General features: G+C 45.4%; 11 protein-coding genes. 10 read left to right on the top strand and 1 reads right to left on the bottom strand.

What is annotated here, in order from left to right; translation table 11 throughout:
- Positions 1–7 precede the first annotated feature (7 nt).
- Complete coding sequence (locus tag ACO08K_RS09495; protein ID WP_421796157.1) at positions 8–3,379, bottom strand: hypothetical protein; 3,372 nt, start codon at positions 3,377–3,379, stop codon at positions 8–10.
- A 376-nt stretch (positions 3,380–3,755) separates the two neighbouring features.
- Between ACO08K_RS09495 and ACO08K_RS09490 the strand changes: the two genes are divergently transcribed.
- The 10 genes from ACO08K_RS09490 to ACO08K_RS09445 all read left to right on the top strand — a co-directional run bounded on the left by ACO08K_RS09490 (position 3,756) and on the right by ACO08K_RS09445 (position 16,249).
- Entirely contained in the window at positions 3,756–4,511 is a 756-nt protein-coding gene (locus ACO08K_RS09490) for a LytR/AlgR family response regulator transcription factor (protein ID WP_421796156.1), read from the top strand.
- A 122-nt stretch (positions 4,512–4,633) separates the two neighbouring features.
- The gene (locus tag ACO08K_RS09485; RefSeq protein WP_421796155.1) at positions 4,634–6,091 is read left to right on the top strand and encodes a M20 family peptidase; all 1,458 of its coding nucleotides are present in this window, start codon (positions 4,634–4,636) and stop codon (positions 6,089–6,091) included.
- A 54-nt stretch (positions 6,092–6,145) separates the two neighbouring features.
- Positions 6,146–7,192, top strand: a complete 1,047-nt coding sequence (locus ACO08K_RS09480; protein WP_421796154.1) for a proline iminopeptidase-family hydrolase — start codon at positions 6,146–6,148, stop codon at positions 7,190–7,192.
- Between the two features lie 335 nt (positions 7,193–7,527).
- Positions 7,528–8,244 (top strand): hypothetical protein, encoded by a 717-nt coding sequence (locus ACO08K_RS09475; RefSeq protein WP_421796153.1) that lies wholly within the window; start codon positions 7,528–7,530, stop codon positions 8,242–8,244.
- A 265-nt stretch (positions 8,245–8,509) separates the two neighbouring features.
- Positions 8,510–9,670 carry a P1 family peptidase gene (locus tag ACO08K_RS09470; protein ID WP_421796152.1) on the top strand — a complete coding sequence of 387 codons (1,161 nt, stop codon included), beginning with the start codon at positions 8,510–8,512 and terminating at the stop codon, positions 9,668–9,670.
- A gap of 35 nt (positions 9,671–9,705) precedes the next feature.
- Positions 9,706–10,266 carry a DJ-1/PfpI family protein gene (locus tag ACO08K_RS09465; protein ID WP_421796151.1) on the top strand — a complete coding sequence of 187 codons (561 nt, stop codon included), beginning with the start codon at positions 9,706–9,708 and terminating at the stop codon, positions 10,264–10,266.
- 179 nt (positions 10,267–10,445) lie between these two features.
- Positions 10,446–10,709 carry a hypothetical protein gene (locus ACO08K_RS09460; RefSeq protein WP_421796150.1) on the top strand — a complete coding sequence of 88 codons (264 nt, stop codon included), beginning with the start codon at positions 10,446–10,448 and terminating at the stop codon, positions 10,707–10,709.
- A gap of 104 nt (positions 10,710–10,813) precedes the next feature.
- Positions 10,814–12,826, top strand: a complete 2,013-nt coding sequence (locus ACO08K_RS09455) for a sensor histidine kinase (RefSeq protein ID WP_421796149.1) — start codon at positions 10,814–10,816, stop codon at positions 12,824–12,826.
- A gap of 122 nt (positions 12,827–12,948) precedes the next feature.
- Positions 12,949–14,022 carry a hypothetical protein gene (locus tag ACO08K_RS09450; protein WP_421796148.1) on the top strand — a complete coding sequence of 358 codons (1,074 nt, stop codon included), beginning with the start codon at positions 12,949–12,951 and terminating at the stop codon, positions 14,020–14,022.
- Positions 14,023–14,152: 130 nt separating this feature from the next.
- A complete protein-coding gene (locus tag ACO08K_RS09445; RefSeq protein WP_421796147.1) occupies positions 14,153–16,249 on the top strand; it encodes an ATP-binding protein in 2,097 nt (698 codons plus the stop codon).
- Positions 16,250–16,564 lie beyond the last annotated feature (315 nt).

Genomic DNA, 16,564 nt, shown 5'->3' with positions numbered 1-16,564 from the left:
TGTTATGTTACTTTTTTTTACTCCACAAACTGATCAGCGGCACGTCAATCAAAAATGAAAGAGAGAGTCGCGACCCCGTAATTAGGTTATCTTCCGTAAGGCTGGTACGGATATTCTGGAATCGTTGCCAACCAAGACCAAAAGTAAAGGGGCTGCGATTGATGTTTTTAAAGACGAAAACACCCGGCGTAAAAAAGTCTGCAAAAACCAATTTATCCGCTTCTTCTTTTTTTCCTTGGGTAAAATCATAACTTACAATTGGGCCAACATCCAGGATGGACGCCAGAACGGTCCAACTTTGGCGGTAATTCCCGGCAGATGGCCCAGTTCGGAAACTATACGCTACCCCCAGGGGTGAACTCAAAGAAACTTTGCCCACCGTGCTGTTATCCCGAAATTCCAATACAGATGAAGCTCCGAGGTAAGCATTGATGGACCAGTTCTGATCGTTTAATCTTTTGATCTGGGAACTGCCCGGTGGCGCCGCGTAGGCACGCAACAGGTTTTGAATTTGTTCTTGGCTATTGGCTTTAGCCATTTCGGCCAAAAAATTTCCGTACTTGGAAATATTGAACTGAAATTTGTTGTAATCTTTGGAAGACTCCTTTTTATCACTCATTAGCTGGAACAATCCAATCGTATTGCCAAGTGCTTGGAGGTATGCTTTCTGATCTAGGTTATCGTACAGATTTAAAGCTTCATCGAATACGTTGAAAATACTGCTGAGTTTCCAGGCACTGCCTAAAGTTTGTTCATTTTTTAGTTCGATCGAAGCCAATTCTTTAAAAAGCCTCAGACAACTCTGTATCAATGGGAGATAATCTCTGAACTCTAACCTGATGGGTTTTAACCTGGCGGAATCTTCCTTTTTTTGGATGTTGCTTCGGTATTTTTCCAGTTCATAAAAAATATCGACGATTTGAATGGCCAGGTTTTCTAAACCTGCATTGCGTAGTGGCAAGTTTGTATTATTGGAAATTTGGTGGTGCAAACCGCCTAAAAAGGCCGATTTACGGTAGGGGTCGTCCAGGATGAAAAAGAGGCTATCTCGACCAAGCCATTTCCGACTATAAACTACGTATTTTTCTTGTCCGTCTTTTTTAAGGGGTTTAATAAGGTCAGTGTTTTTTAAGGCTGGCCTTAACTCAACAGTATCCACTGGACCATAGTAGCTAAAGTCATCCATAATATCTATTCCCAAACGAGCCAAACCACTTAAATACTGGGCATTTAGACTGGCTTTTTTATAGGATTCTCCCTGGGTTAAATCAACTGCCGCAGCCAAATTTTGGCGAGCCGCTTCGACATGCTGACGCGAGCCCTCTAAGTTTAACAATTCAACCTTAATCTGTTTAATTTCTGGCTTATCTTCCTGTGGGAGGGAGTCAATTACTTCCCGCAAAAAAGTATTTTTCATTTCCGTGGGGGGATCGGCGATAGCACCCTTGATTTTATCTTTAATCAGTGATTTTATTTTATCTATCTGATCATCAAGTTCTTGACCTGCTCTGATCATCTGGTTTTTTTGCCGGTATAGATCCGCCAAAGTGTTAAATTGATTCAGATAGCCACTTACAGGAGGGAATTTATTTGTGGTATTTTGTTTCTTGATTTCGCGCCAATGCTGTGCCAATAAATGCTTCAGTTTTTGGTTGTACTCATTCAGGGCAGTAATGCGTTCAAAAACCTTATCATTGGGTGAAGCTGCGCCTGTTTTTTCAAAAAAATCTTTTTCGATGGACTCCACCAAATTTTTGGAAACAGTTGGGTCGAGTATCGTACTGTAGAAAAAACCAACGGCCCTATCCGCCTCGGACAGGGGATTAATTGCCGAAGCTTGCTGCAATTCAAGGCCTTTCCGCAACAACCAATGAGTCCGATAAATGGATAGTACCCTTTCCAATTCTTCTTGAGATCTATTGCGCTCTAATTCGGCTGCAATTTCGGTAAGTTGAGGCAATACATCCTGGCTGACTTGCAAAGCCTGATCCAATTCCTCATAAAATAAGGTGTCTTGCCAGTTTAGGGCACGACGGAAGGTGAGTTGTGCCAACAAGATTGAATCGGCTTTATCTCCTTGCATAAACTTGTCGTAATCATCCAGAGAAAAGCGACGTGTGGGATCAGGAAGTCCATTAAGCCAATTTTTGATTTTGCTTAATTCCGTTATTTGAGCATTGTCATCGTATGGTTGAGCGGGGTCAAGGTTGTTGATGCCATTGAGCATTTGCTTATTTAGCTCATCGTACTGCTGTTTCAGGTTGCCTTGGGGGTCAGATTTTGCGTCGAAGGTAAGTTTTGTTTGACCATAAGTTTGCAGGCCTAGCAAAGTTCTGCGGGCATTTGATTTCAGGGTTTTGACCGTATCCGCGATACTTTGCAAATTTTCATAGAGCTTTTTTAAATCTCCCTTTTTCTTGGCCAGTTCTACTTCTTTGGCTTGACTCAGGATTTTGCCTTGTTGCAGGTATGAATTGTAAGTAAAAACCAAAAGGCTATCCAGGTTTTTGCGTTGCAAGGTTTGTTGGATCAAACCAATTAAAAAAGCGGTATTGTACACCGCAGGGTCGTATTGGAGGTTATTTTTTCTACTGATGAATTCGGCAAAATTTACGCCAACCTGCTCCATGTCCTTTTTAAAAGCGGGCAGGGCCTGAGCCAGTGCACTCTTATAACTGGAAAGCTCAAAGCGGCCAAAAATTTTTCTGGTTTCTGGGAAAAGCGTGCCCAAATCCGATTTATCGAGTTGTTGATTAAGTCGATTTAAAAACAATAAATTGATTTCTTCCTGGGCCCGTTTTTCAATAAATGCACTTAATTCGCGCAATACCGCATTTTCATCCAATTGAAAAGTCGCAGTGTTGGCAGTCATTTTAGCAGAATTTTGCTTCAGCAAGGCCTGCGCGTCAATTGCATCTGTCAAACTTTCGGGGTTATTGCGCTGAAATTGATCTGTTACCGAATTGGCTTTTAATTTCCTTTGAAGCGCAATTGAATTGAGGGCAGCTGTTTTTTTGAATCCAAAAGCCGCTAAAGCAGACTTCATTGCCGACTCGTTGTCAATCCATTCTTTAAGCAGCAAACCTAAATAAGGGTTGTTCCTGAGTGAAGCCAGTTTGGTTGGGTCAATTTTTCCCTGGGTGGTATCCTGAACCAGCTTGATGATAGCCTTCCAAATCAGGGTATCTGCAGATAAGATCGAATCCTTGGGTGAGATTGCAGGATAATCCACTTCAGCTTTTAACCCATTGTAAATTATCTTGAACTCACCATGCTCAGGCAACAGTTTGATTCTTTTATTTCCTTTCCAAAGGTGAATGGTGTCATTTTTAGCATTTGGGTTAGGCGAACAAATGTAAGTGCCGGTTTTTTTTAGCAATAAAAAAGGGTTTTGGGCAGGGTTTTGATCCTTTCCATCCAAAAAAATTGAAAAATTTTTTGCTGAGAAATCTAATCTGATAAATAAAGAATCCCCTTTAGCTAAAAGCCCTCCCAGTACTCGGGAATCTTCAAATAAACTTTGGGCTTTTCCAATTGTAAATACCAATAATAGAAGAGTTGCCAGGGTGTATTTACTCCATTGAAAGCTCATTGGCTAAGATTTTAGGTAATATCTGCACTGTAAATTACTTCTAATACTTAAAGTTACAAAATAATCTACTGTAAAACAACCCTCGGCGTTTAGGGTGTAAAAAAATGTCAGGCAATCCCATCATTTTCCTAACTTTGGAGCATGCCCTATAAGTCTAGCTCCTATGGAAAACGCCAAAATCCTCATCGTCGAGGACGAAATCATCATTGCTGCCGATATTTCTATGATGCTCAATAACCTCGGTTACGACGTTACTGGCATTATTCCGCGTGGCGAAGATGCCCTGAAAAGCATCGAAGCAACCCGACCCGATCTGGTGTTGATGGATGTGGCGTTGAAAGGCAAAATGAATGGCATAGAAACCGCCCTCAGCATCCGCGAAACCCATCAAATCCCCTTGATTTTCCTCACCGCCAATGCGGACGACGATACCTACAATCAGGCCAAAGCCGCTCAGCCTTACGCTTTTATGTCCAAACCATTCCGCCAGGCCGACCTAAGTCGCACCGTCGAATTGGTGCTGCAAAAAGTAGCCGAAGAAAGGAACCAAATCCCTCCTGTTGCTCCGGTGGAAGCCTTTCATAAAGAAGAAAGTATCCTCGCCGATCGCATCTTTGTACGCTACAAGGATCGAATGGTAAAAATAATGTTAAACGAGATCCTTTTTGCCGAAGCGGATCGCAGTTATTGCAAGTTTCATACCTCAGATACCGAATACCTGATGAGCCTTCCCCTGGGCACCTTTGAGGAAAAGCTGCAGTCGGGCGATTTTATGCGCATCCATCGCTCGCACATCATCAATGTCACTAAAATCGATGCCGTACTTGACAACTACAACTACGTCAGCATCGGTAAGCATACTTTGCCGGTGAGCCGGGGATTTCAGGAGGCTTTGGCGCTGCGTTTGAAGGTGATTTAAGCCTTAGGGGCGATAAAAAAATAAGTGATCATTTTGCCCCACTACTAGAGGTAACTTTTCAGGGCACACTTTTTTTACAAAGCTTACAGTCAAAAAATTCCATTTATCTTTAGTACAAAAACATGTGGAAACTCCTCAAATACCTGGCCATCCTCTTCGTCATTTTGGTGCTGGTCATGCTGTTCAACACCTTCCGTTTGTCCTCCAAACAAATGGCTGACATTTCTCCTGCTCCAGCCCTGGCCATTGGAGATTCGGTAGTAGGCCACCTGGCAAGTGCCATTCGGTTCCGCACAGTATCCAATGCTGATGTTACCCAAATCGATAGCGCTCAATTTGAAAAATTCATCGCCTTTTTGGCCAAAACCTACCCTTTGGTGCATGCCCAACTGCAACTTGAGCGGGTGAATCAATACGCTTTGTTGTACAGTTGGAAAGGCAAAAACACCGGGCTCAAACCAGCCCTACTGATGGGGCATTACGATGTGGTGCCGGTGATCCAGGGTACGGAAAGGTTGTGGAAGCACAAGCCCTTTGCCGCTGAAATCGCCGAGGGCTTTTTGTATGGGCGTGGCACCTTGGATGATAAAGTTACGGTGATTGGTATTTTGGAAGCGGTGGAGCACCTGCTGCAAAAAGGGTATCAACCGGAGCGCAGTTTTTACCTTGCCTTTGGCCACGATGAAGAAGTGTCGGGCCACAATGGAGGGAAAAAAATCGCCGAATTGTTGGCCGCACGCAAGGTTGAATTGGAATTCGTAATGGATGAAGGCGGGAGTATCCAGGTGGATGCAATTTCCGATATCCCCAAGCCGATTGCTTTTGTGGGTGTTGCCGAAAAGGGTTACACGACCTTAACGTTGACGGCGGTAGGGGATGGTGGGCACTCTTCCATGCCGCCGCCCCAAACCAGCATTGGCGAATTGGCCACGGCAATTGACCGGCTCCAAAAACATCCTTTCCCGGCACGCCTGGAGGGAGCGGTGGGTTATTTGCAGGATTACCTTGCCCCAGAGATGCCCTTCGGCACCAAAATGGCCATGGCCAACCGCTGGTTGTTGAAATCTACCATCATTAGCATGCTGGCGCAGTCGAATCCGGGTAATGCCTCCGTGCGTACTACCATTGCCCCCACCATCCTGGAAGCAGGGGTAAAAGACAACGTGTTACCCATTGAAGCTATCGCCAAAGTTAACTTCCGGATTTTGCCCGGCGACTCTGTAGCAGGTGTGATTGCCCATGTCAAAAAAGCCATTGACAATGAGCGGATTTCGGTTGAATCCAATCCTAAATTCGATACCAACCCCTCTCCGGTTTCGGATACAGCTACTTTGGGCTTTCGGCTGATTCACCGTACCATCAAGCGCTGTTTTCCAGGTGTGCTGGTCGCCCCTTACCTGGTGCTGGGTGCAACCGATTCACGTTTTTTTAGCCAGGTTTCTCCCAATGTCTACCGCTTCATGCCCGTGCGCATGAACGACGAAGACCTCAAACGCCCCCACGGTACCAATGAACGGATCAGTACAGCGGATTTTAAAAATGTGGTGAGGTTTTATGTCGAACTCATCCAGGGGAGCTAAGCCCTTTTTTACTCAACATTCACTATCTTGTTTCTTCATCAATTGTTCAACATCATGTTCAAACCATTTGCCCTTCAACCTCTTGCTTCGCTGGCATTTTTGTTGCTCATCGCAGCTTTAAATGCTTGCCAGCCCCAAGTTACACCAACTGCCGACCACGTTCACCTGGAAGACTATTTCTCCAGCACCAGCGACGCAAATCCAAAATCCGGTGGCGTCCGCCTAATTCCCATCAAAACCCCAAAGGGTGAATTCAAGGTTTGGACCAAACGTTTTGGCAACAACCCCAAAATCAAAGTGTTGCTGCTGCACGGCGGCCCGGCTTGCACCCACGAGTATTTTGAGTCTTTTGAAAGTTTTTTGCCGCAGGAAGGCATTGAGTTCATCTATTACGACCAGCTTGGCTCGGCTTATTCGGATCAACCCAGCGATACCAGTTTGTGGAACCTCCCACGTTTTGTGGAGGAGGTAGAACAAGTGCGTCAGGCCCTCGGCTTGAACAAGGATAACTTCTACTTGCTGGGGCATTCCTGGGGGGGTATTTTGGCTATGCAGTACGCCTTGAAGTACCAGCAAAACCTCAAAGGTTTGATCGTGAGCAACATGATGGCCAGTTGCCCTAAATACGGTGCTTACGCGGATAATGTGTTGGCCAAACAACTGGATCCCAAGGTGCTGAAGGAAGTCCAAGACCTGGAAGCCCAGGGGAAATACACCGACCCACGGTACATGGAGTTGCTGATCCCCAATTTTTACGAGCAACACATTCTGCGGATGCCTTCGGCAGAATGGCCGGATGCGGTGAACCGCACTTTTGCCAAGCTCAATTCGGTAATTTATGTCTCCATGCAAGGCCCCAGTGAGTTTGGGATTTCTGGCAAACTGGAAAAATGGGATGTGAGTGCCGAATTGCCCAAAATCAAAACGCCCACCCTGGTCATTGGTGCCAGCCACGATACCATGGATCCGGAGTACATGAAGTGGATGTCGACGCAGTTTCCCAAGGGGCAGTTTGTGCTCTGCCCCAATGGTGGGCATATGTGTATGTGGGACGATCAGGAGCATTATTTCCCGGGGCTGATTTCGTTTTTGAAGCAGTAGGGGAGCTGGGGCTTTCGCCATGTTTACTACCAAAACGGCATTTTTATTGGCACAAAGGAAAAAATAGAGGGACACAAAGGGCACAAAGTTAGGCGTTGACCACGCTTCGCTTGGTGTTCTTTGTGGTTCTTGGTGCTTTCTTTGTGAAAATTATGTCGATTTGGGACGATCCTGAAAATTCGGGATTCAAGATCGTGTTTTTACCAAGCGGATAGTCAAACCTACCAACGGGAAAGTCTCCTTTGCATCCTCAGCAGTTTCGAGCCATTTTTAGGGTATCAATTAGCGGTGTGGCCACCCTGCGGCTGCACCCTTCACCATAAACTCACTACAAAATGATCTCGAGAACCTGCTTCATCGGTATTTTTACCGTCCTCGCCTCTACTTGCCTCCAAGGTCAAAGCAATGCCAACTTACAAGCTAAATCTGGCCATTTACTCAAAGCAGTACCCGCCACTTCAAATGAAGCGGAGCAAGGTTGGCGAACCATCACCGGACGCATTCTGGATTTCAACAAAGAAGCCCTGATTGGCGGGGGAGTTTCCAGCCGCAATGGCAACAGCCCTGCGTTTTCCACCACTACTCAGTTGAAAGGGGAATACCAGATCAGGATTCCCAGAAGCCAGTCGCGCTTGGAATACACCTACGATGGCTTTGATTATGGAGAAATTGCTTTAGGCAATGAAGACACCTTGAATGTGATTCTTTTGTACTACGGTGGCTATGGCGTAAGCCCAGAATTGGAGGCCATCCAATACACACAGCCCTCCAAACGGCCCTTTTCCATCAAAGTCCGCGGCAAAATCCAGTCTGGAGGGCCACAGCAGGCCATCGGCCCCTATGTGCGCATTGAAGGTACAAAAGACAAAATTTTCCCGGATGCCCAGGGCAATTTTGAGTTTATGGCGCCTCCGGGTCGGGATATTCTTTCTTTTGAGAGTGAGAATTTTCCCGCGCGGAAAGTGCTGTTGCCCGATTTAAGATCGGTGTATATTCCTGTGAAATTGTGGCCAGGCAAACCTGAACAACCCAAAAAAAGGCGTAAAAGTTAGAAGCCCTGTTAAAGAAGCTGTTTGTGTTTGTATCGCGAAAGCGAAAAGGAGGCTATTTTAAGCTAAATGAGGCACGAGAAGTGGAGTTTAGCAGCGCTAAATGAGCATTTTCGGAACGAAATTTGGCTTAAAATAGACCCTTTGGAGCTCGCGATATAAACACAAACAGCTTCTAAAGATACATTCATACCAATCCGGAGGGCCTGGGGAGCATTTTTATACTCCATTTATTTTAGGTAATTTACCACACCTAAAACCTGCTCCTATGAAGGCCCTCTTTTTTTTCTCTCTGATCGTTTTTAGTTTCCATGTTCAAGCCCAAAAGCCCCGCGCCCGCGACATTGGCATTCCTTTTGAAGGTACTCCGGGCCCCTACAACGCCATCACGGATGTAAAAGGGGTGGAAGTGGGCTACAGCACCATCATTTCTGGTCAGGGGGAAAACATCCGGGGTAAAGGCCCGGTGCGTACGGGCGTAACCGCCATCCTGCCCCGTGGCCGCGTCAACAACCCCGTTTATGCCAATTGGTATTCCCTCAACGGCAATGGTGAAATGACCGGCACTACCTGGATCACCGAATCCGGTTTTTTGGAAACACCCCTCATGATCACCAACACCAATAGCGTGGGGGTGGTGCGCGACGCCGTCTTGAAATGGTTTGTGGATCACCACTGGTACCAGGAAGATTTTTGGTACACCTATCCGGTCGTGGCCGAAACCTACGACGGTTTCCTCAACGACATTTATGGCTTCCACGTCAAGGAAAGCCATGCCTATGCTGCGCTCGACAGCGCCAAAACCGGGCCGATCAAGGAAGGCAATGTAGGTGGCGGCACGGGCATGATGTGTCTGGGTTTCAAAGGTGGCACGGGCACGGCATCCCGGATCGTCAAAGTTGCCGATTCGACCTACACCCTGGGGGTATTGGTACAATCCAATTTTGGTTCCAAGAAGCATTTTCGCATTGCTGGTGTGCCCATTGGGCAATTGCTGAAGGATACCTTGAACTATGAATTCAAAAAGGCACCGCAACACTATCGTAAGCCCGGCGATGGTTCGATTATTGTTGTCGTCGCCACCGATGCTCCGCTTCTGCCACATCAACTGAAACGGATTGCTGCCCGGGTGCCGCTAGGCATTGGTATCGTGGGCGGGCGGGGTGAAAATGGCTCTGGCGACATCTTCCTCGCCTTCTCCACGGGCAATCCTGGCGCCTTTCAGCGCGAAAAATTCAGCAAAATAGTCGAGTTGCCCAATGATGAAATCAACCCATTGTTTGACGCCACCGTGCAAGCCGTGGAGGAAGCCATCATCAATGCGATGGTTGCCGCCGAAACCATGGAGGGCATCAACGGCAATAAGGCATATGCTTTGCCGCACAAGAAAGTAATGGAGTTGTTGCGAAAATATGGGCGGGTGAAGTAACTTTAAGGGACAGAAAATAAACAAACAATGACATTATGTCCACCAAAGCAAAAATTCTCATCATCACCGGAGACGCCGGCGAAAGTTACGAATGCCTTTATGCCAAACACCGCTTTGAGGAAGCTGGCTATCAGTCCGTTATTGCCGCCCCCAGCAAAAAACGCATGAACCTGGTCATCCACGATTTTGAACCGGGTTGGGATACATACATCGAAAAGCCTGGATACCTGGTGGAATCGGATATCGCTTTTTCCGAAGTCAACACCCAGGATTACCTTGCCGTACTGCTCCTGGGGGGGCGGGCACCCGAGTTTTTGCGCCACGATGCCAAAGTGCTGGACATCGTACGGGAATTTGACCGCGACGGGAAGTACATTTTTTCCATTTGCCACGGCATCCAAATTTTGACCGCAGCAGGCCTGGTTAAAGGAAAAACCCTGACCTGCTACGAGAACGTCCGCTTTGAGGTGGAATCCTGCGGCGGCACCTTTGTGGGCAAATCCGAAGCCGTAAAGGATGGCCGCTACGTGACTGGGCAAACCTGGCAATCACATCCCGATTTTTATCGCCTGGTGTTTGAGTGTTTGCAGGGCTAAATTTATCCCATAAGCAGGGCCGATGCCTGGATATTGGCCCTGCTTAGATTTCATTCGGAGGTCAATTCTTACCACTCGGAAAGTCTCACCGTCCATTCGGAGATTCATCATAGCATTGAAGTGATCCTTGCCCTACTTTTGGAGTACAATCATTTTTACATCACTTTAATCGCTATACCATGAAAACGCAAATCCAAACCGCTCATAATTATTGGTTCATCCTGGTTTTGATCGCAGTCATCCAAAGCTGTGGAGCTTACAAAACGCCCATATTGAATCATGAGCATGAAGCCAATCAGGATGGCATCGTGCATTTGAAGACTTGCCCAGTGGTGTGTCAGGAACGTACTGTATTTTTTGAGGAGCATGTTTATGATGCAGCGGCGACTACTTGTGCTTATTGTGGGCAGAAGCAGGTGGTGCAGATGGCGGCACTGAAATAATACCAAACTTCTACCCTGATACCGCGCATCACGAATGACCTAGGCTGCAAAAAGACCAAAAACTGAGGGTCAGTTTACATTTAAGGTACCATCATCAAAAAAGCATGAAGCAATTATTTTACGCATTAGTTACTACATTCCTGCTTTTTGCCGTTCGCTCAAAGGGGGATTGTCAACCAATGCCAGGCAATCAAAAAACAATTGATAGCTTGACCCATCAATTGGAAGTTGGCCAATTTGATACCAACAGGGTTAAAACTTTAGTGCACCTGGCAAGAATATATACTACCATCAAGCCTGCATTAACACTCAAATATGCTAATAGAGGTCTTTCCCTTTCGAAAACGTTAAATTATCCCTACGGCTCAATCATCAGTCTTCAAGCAATAATTTTTGCCTCAGCTATTACTGGCGAATGGAAAATAGCTACTGAGTCTGTTTACCGGGGCTTGGAATTTTGTAAAAATCATTACACAATTTATACTATCGGGTTTTACAATCTGTTTGCCCTGGTTCAGGAAAAGCAAAACAACAATAAAAAAAGACTGGAGTGGCTTTTAAAAGCATATCATCACCCTTTGTTCAAATATGCCTCTCCGAGTATGTTTCAGGGAATTACCTTTTACAACTTAGGAGAAGTGTACGAAATACTCAATAAGCTGGATTCAGCGCAATATTTCATACAGAAAGCTAATGTAATAGCTCAACAATATAACTCTATCGCCATCCAGGGCTTTACGAACAGGATTTCGGGGCGGATTGCAGCCAAAAAAGGTAATTACTCAGAATCTCTATTTCACTTTCACAGAGCATTGCATTTAGCTCACCAGATGGATAATTATTTATTTGAAGCCGAAAATAACTTAGAATTGGCCAAAACATTCCATGCAACAAATCAAGCTGATTCGGCTATCTATTATGCAACCTTGGCCTTAGAGAAGAGTAAAGACCTAAATAATGAGGTTGTAATATCGGAGGCCAGTAAAATATTGGGTGAGGAGTTTGAAATAAAAAAACCTGAATTAGCTGTTGGCCACTTCAAAACCATGATAGCCGCTAATGATAGCTTGTACAACCTGGAAAAACTCCAACAAACCCAAAACATTATTGATTTAGAGCAACAGAGGATAAGAGATTTGAAAGCTGCTAAAACCCAATATGACCAGAATATTAAGCAAAATACTTTCTTTGGAATATTAGCTACCCTTGCTATTCTAATGGTAATGCTGATACTCAATAACAAACAAAAACAAAATGCAAACATCCTGCTTATACGACAAAAAGAAGAAATTCAAAGTACTCTATTTCAACTCAAATCCACCCAAGCCCAACTCATCCAATCCGAAAAACTCGCCTCCCTCGGTGAACTCACCGCAGGCATCGCTCACGAAATTCAAAACCCGCTTAATTTCGTCAACAACTTCGCCGAAGTAAGCGCAGAAATGCTGGACGAGATGCAGGAAGAGCTGGAAAAAGGGGACACTACTGAGGCCATTGCCATTGCTACTGATCTAAAAACCAATCTGGAAAAAATCAACCACCACGGCCAACGCGCCTCCTCAATCGTCAAAGGTATGCTTGAACATTCCCGGGCGAGTACGGGGGTAAAAGAGCCTACCGACCTTAATGCGCTGGCTGATGAGTTCCTGCGTTTGGCCTATCATGGCTTGCGGGCGAAGGACAACAATTTCAACACTACCTTGAAAACGCATTTTGATCCAGAATTGCCGCTGGTTTCGGTTATCCCGCAGGACATTGGCCGGGTGCTATTGAATTTGATCAACAATGCGTTTTATGCCGTGCAGCAACGTACGGTAGAGACGTTGCATGCAACGTCTCTACAAAATCCCCCATATCAACCAACTGTCACCGTTTCCACCCAAAAAACAGGTGATCAGATCATTATTAAGGTTCAAGACAATGGAAATGGTATACCTGAAGCGATCAAAGACAAAATCTTTCAGCCTTTTTTCACCACCAAGCCGACTGGGCAGGGAACGGGTTTGGGGCTTTCCCTGGCGTATGATATTGTGACTAAAGGGCATGGTGGAACTTTGGAAGTAGACACCAAAAAGGGGGAAAGCACCACGATGATCATTCGGTTACCTCTTCAATAGCATTTCCTTCGGAGTCCATTTTCCTCCATTCGGAAGCCAATTCCAGTCATTCGGAAAGCGGTGCTTGGGCTTGTTCATGGTTTATCCCAACTTTAAGGAACAAACCAAAAAACACCCAAAGTATGAACGCCCTAAAACTAGATTTTTTCATCATTTTTTGTTTTCTGCTGAGGATTCCTATCCCGACAGCAAGTGCACAAACTGAAAATGAGGGGCTTTTTGACAATGAAAGCCCTCTGAAAATGGCCCTAAGTGGAACTTTACCCCCGTTTTTTGAAGACCCCTCCAAAACGCCCCGGAAATATGCCCAGGTGCTGACCCATCAGGATGCCAATGGCAACAAGGTGGAAATCCCCATTGAGGTCAGTGCCAGAGGGCATTTTCGGCGTTTGTTGGGCCATTGCAGCTACCCGCCCTTGCAGCTTATTTTCCCCAAAAATGAGGCGCAGCAAAGCTCCATTTTTAAAGATCAGGTCAAAACCAAATTGGTAATGCCTTGCCGGGGAGACGAGTACGTGATTCGGGAATGGCTGGTCTATAAATTGTACAACCTGATCAGCCCCTACAGTTTCCGGGTACGTTTGGTGCAGCTGACCCTGGTGGATGAGGAGCGTAAAAAGCCGATTGAGCCCTTTTATGCTTTTTTGCTGGAAGAAGAAAAACAAATGGCCAATCGCCTGAAGATGCTGCCACTTGAGCGTAAACTCCCACCCAACGCCACCCAGGCCGAGCATTTCTTGAAGATGGCCGTGTTTGAATACCTGATTGCCAACACGGATTGGTCGGTAGAACACCTGCAAAACATCAAATTATTGACCCCCGATGGCAAAACCGTCCCCATTCCGGTGCCCTATGATTTTGACCATGCGGGAATCGTGGATGCTCCTTATGCCAAACCGGCCATGGAGTTGGAATTGGGGTCCGTTCGCGATCGGCGTTACCGGGGTTATTGCCTGGAAGACGCCCAGCAGTTTGAGCCCGTCATTGCCCAATTCAATACCTTAAAAGACAAAATTTACCAGACTTTTACGGATTGCAGCCTCTTGAATCCCAAATACATGAAGTCCACTTTGCTGTTTTTGGATGAATTTTATTCCACCATCAACAATCCCAAAAAGTGGCAGAAGGAATTTTTATACCCCTGTGATCCCAATGGGACGGGGTATGTGGTGATTAAGGGGTTGAGGGAGGATTGAAAAACTTCTGGCATAATTAGTGTTTGAGGGGGCAGATTTTGGTATTGCTAATCACCATCCAGTTCTGCCCCAATTTCACTATTTTTAAACAGTTATAGCAAATATTCACCTAACCTCTTTATTGCCGACAATGAAATACCTCCTTGCCCTTCTTGTTCTGTTTTGTTCCTTGACCACTAAGGCCCAAAAGCATGATGTGTTGACCATTGATTCCTTGCCACCGCAGGGCATCTTGCTCGATCAAGGTTGGAAATGGCATGCGGGGGATAATCCCGAATGGAAGAAAACCACCTTTAATGATTCCAAGTGGAAAGTCATCAATCCTTCCCAATCTATTCTCCAGGAAAAAGAAATGGATACCAAACGGCCGCTGTGGTTACGAATTAAACTTGACGCTGCGGATAAGACCGTGGCTCTAACCGTAAAACAGTCAGGAGCCACAAGTATTTTTTTAAATGGGAAACTGATAAAATCTTATGGTAAAATCGACCCAACGGGGGCTCACACCACGGCTTTTTCACCCATTGGGGAATATCTTTTATTGCATTTGGACTCAACCCAAAATACACTGGCTATTCGTTACTATTTTCAACAGGGCATTCGCTACAAAGGCGCTTTTGACGCCAGATACCCCTTATTCGAAGGTAAATTATTCCCTCCCGATGCGCTATCCAATAATCTTGAGCCCATCAAATATTTTTGGGAGGGATTCAACATGGCAACGGGTATTGTTTTATTCCTAATCCACTTCATTTTATTTTTATTTTACCCTCCCACCAAAGCAAACCTCTGGTACAGCCTCTCATCTTTGTTGAGTGCAATTGTGGCATATTGCCTGTTAAGTGAAAAAATACAGGGTGAGTTATACATCAAGAACCAATTCATCTTATTGGCCTTATTCATTTCTCCTCTTGCTACTTTTTTATTGTTTCTCACGGTCTATTTACTGCTCAGGCAAACTCAAAAAATATTACTCTGGGTTTTGGCTACCTTGCTGTTTTTGGCCACGATCTATTATTTTTTGTCAAAAAACGGAGAAGAGGTATTTTTTAATTTTTTGGCGACCTTGAGCTATATCATTATGGGCATGTACATGGGATACAATGCTTACAGAAATAACAATAAAGGTGGACTGTACGTGATGATAGGTATGCTGATCTTCATTGCCTGTTGGGCTGCTTTTGTATTTAATTTGGGGAGTGCCAACAATAATCAAATAATTGGTGATATCTTTTTCCACATTGCTAACTTATCCATGCCTATTACCATTTCTATCTTGCTTGGAATAAACTTTGGAAACACCAATCGAGCTTTAATTAAAAATTTGGAAGAAATAAATCGTTTATCCACGGAAAAACAACAAATTCTTGCCTCCCAAAACGAAACCCTCGAACGGCAGGTGGAACAACGGACCGCCGAACTGAAAGCCTCCCAAGCCCAACTCATCCAATCCGAAAAACTCGCCTCCCTGGGTGAACTCACCGCAGGCATCGCCCACGAAATCCAAAACCCGCTCAACTTCGTCAACAACTTTGCCGAAGTCAGTGCCGAAATGCTGGATGAGATGCACGAAGAGCTGGAAAAAGGAGATACTAATGAGGCCATTGCCATTGCTACGGGTCTCAAAACAAACCTGGAAAAAATCAACCACCACGGCCAGCGTGCTTCCTCCATCGTCAAAGGGATGCTCGAACATTCACGGGCGAGTACGGGGGTAAAAGAACCCACCGATCTTAATGCGTTGGCTGATGAATTCCTGCGGCTGGCGTATCATGGTTTGCGGGCGAAGGACAATAATTTTAATGCAAACATGGAGACCCATTTTGATCCTGATTTGCCGCTGGTTTCCGTCATCCCGCAGGACATTGGCCGGGTGCTATTGAATTTGATCAACAACGCGTTTTATGCCGTGCAGCAACGTACGGTAGAGACGTTGCATGCAACGTCTCTACAAAATCCCCCATATCAACCAACTGTCACCGTTTCCACCCAAAAAACGGGTGATCAGATTATCCTTAAGGTCCATGACAATGGCAATGGTATCCCTGAATCCATCCGCGACAAGATTTTTCAGCCCTTTTTCACCACCAAGCCGACTGGGCAGGGAACGGGTTTGGGGCTGAGTTTGGCGTATGATATTGTGACGAAGGGGCATGGTGGGAAGCTAGAAGTAGAGTCTACTCCTAACCTAGGCACTACATTTGTAATGACGTTAGAGCAAGTCTGAAATTTTCCTAATTTCTTTCGGAACCCAATTCTTACCATTCGGACAAAGATTCTTACCACTCGGAAAAACCCTCTTTTATCCTCGGGATGATTTGCCCAACTTTGAATCATCAGATCAGCAGAATGCAATCACAATGATAACAATCTGCTGAACTACTAAACCCCGTTAATTCTTTTTGAATCAAAACACCTAGAACTAGCAGGATTTGTACCTGCCTCGTTTTATCTGGCGAAAATGGGGCAGGATTTTTTTTCGCTCACGGCGTTATTTCTGTATTTTGCAAAAAGCATTTACTCTGATAATGCAGGCTCTAAA

Origin of the sequence: Haliscomenobacter sp., assembly GCF_965225875.1 — a bacterium.
In the GTDB taxonomy this organism is placed as follows: domain Bacteria; phylum Bacteroidota; class Bacteroidia; order Chitinophagales; family Saprospiraceae; genus Haliscomenobacter.
This window is presented reverse-complemented; position numbering and strand designations above follow the sequence as displayed.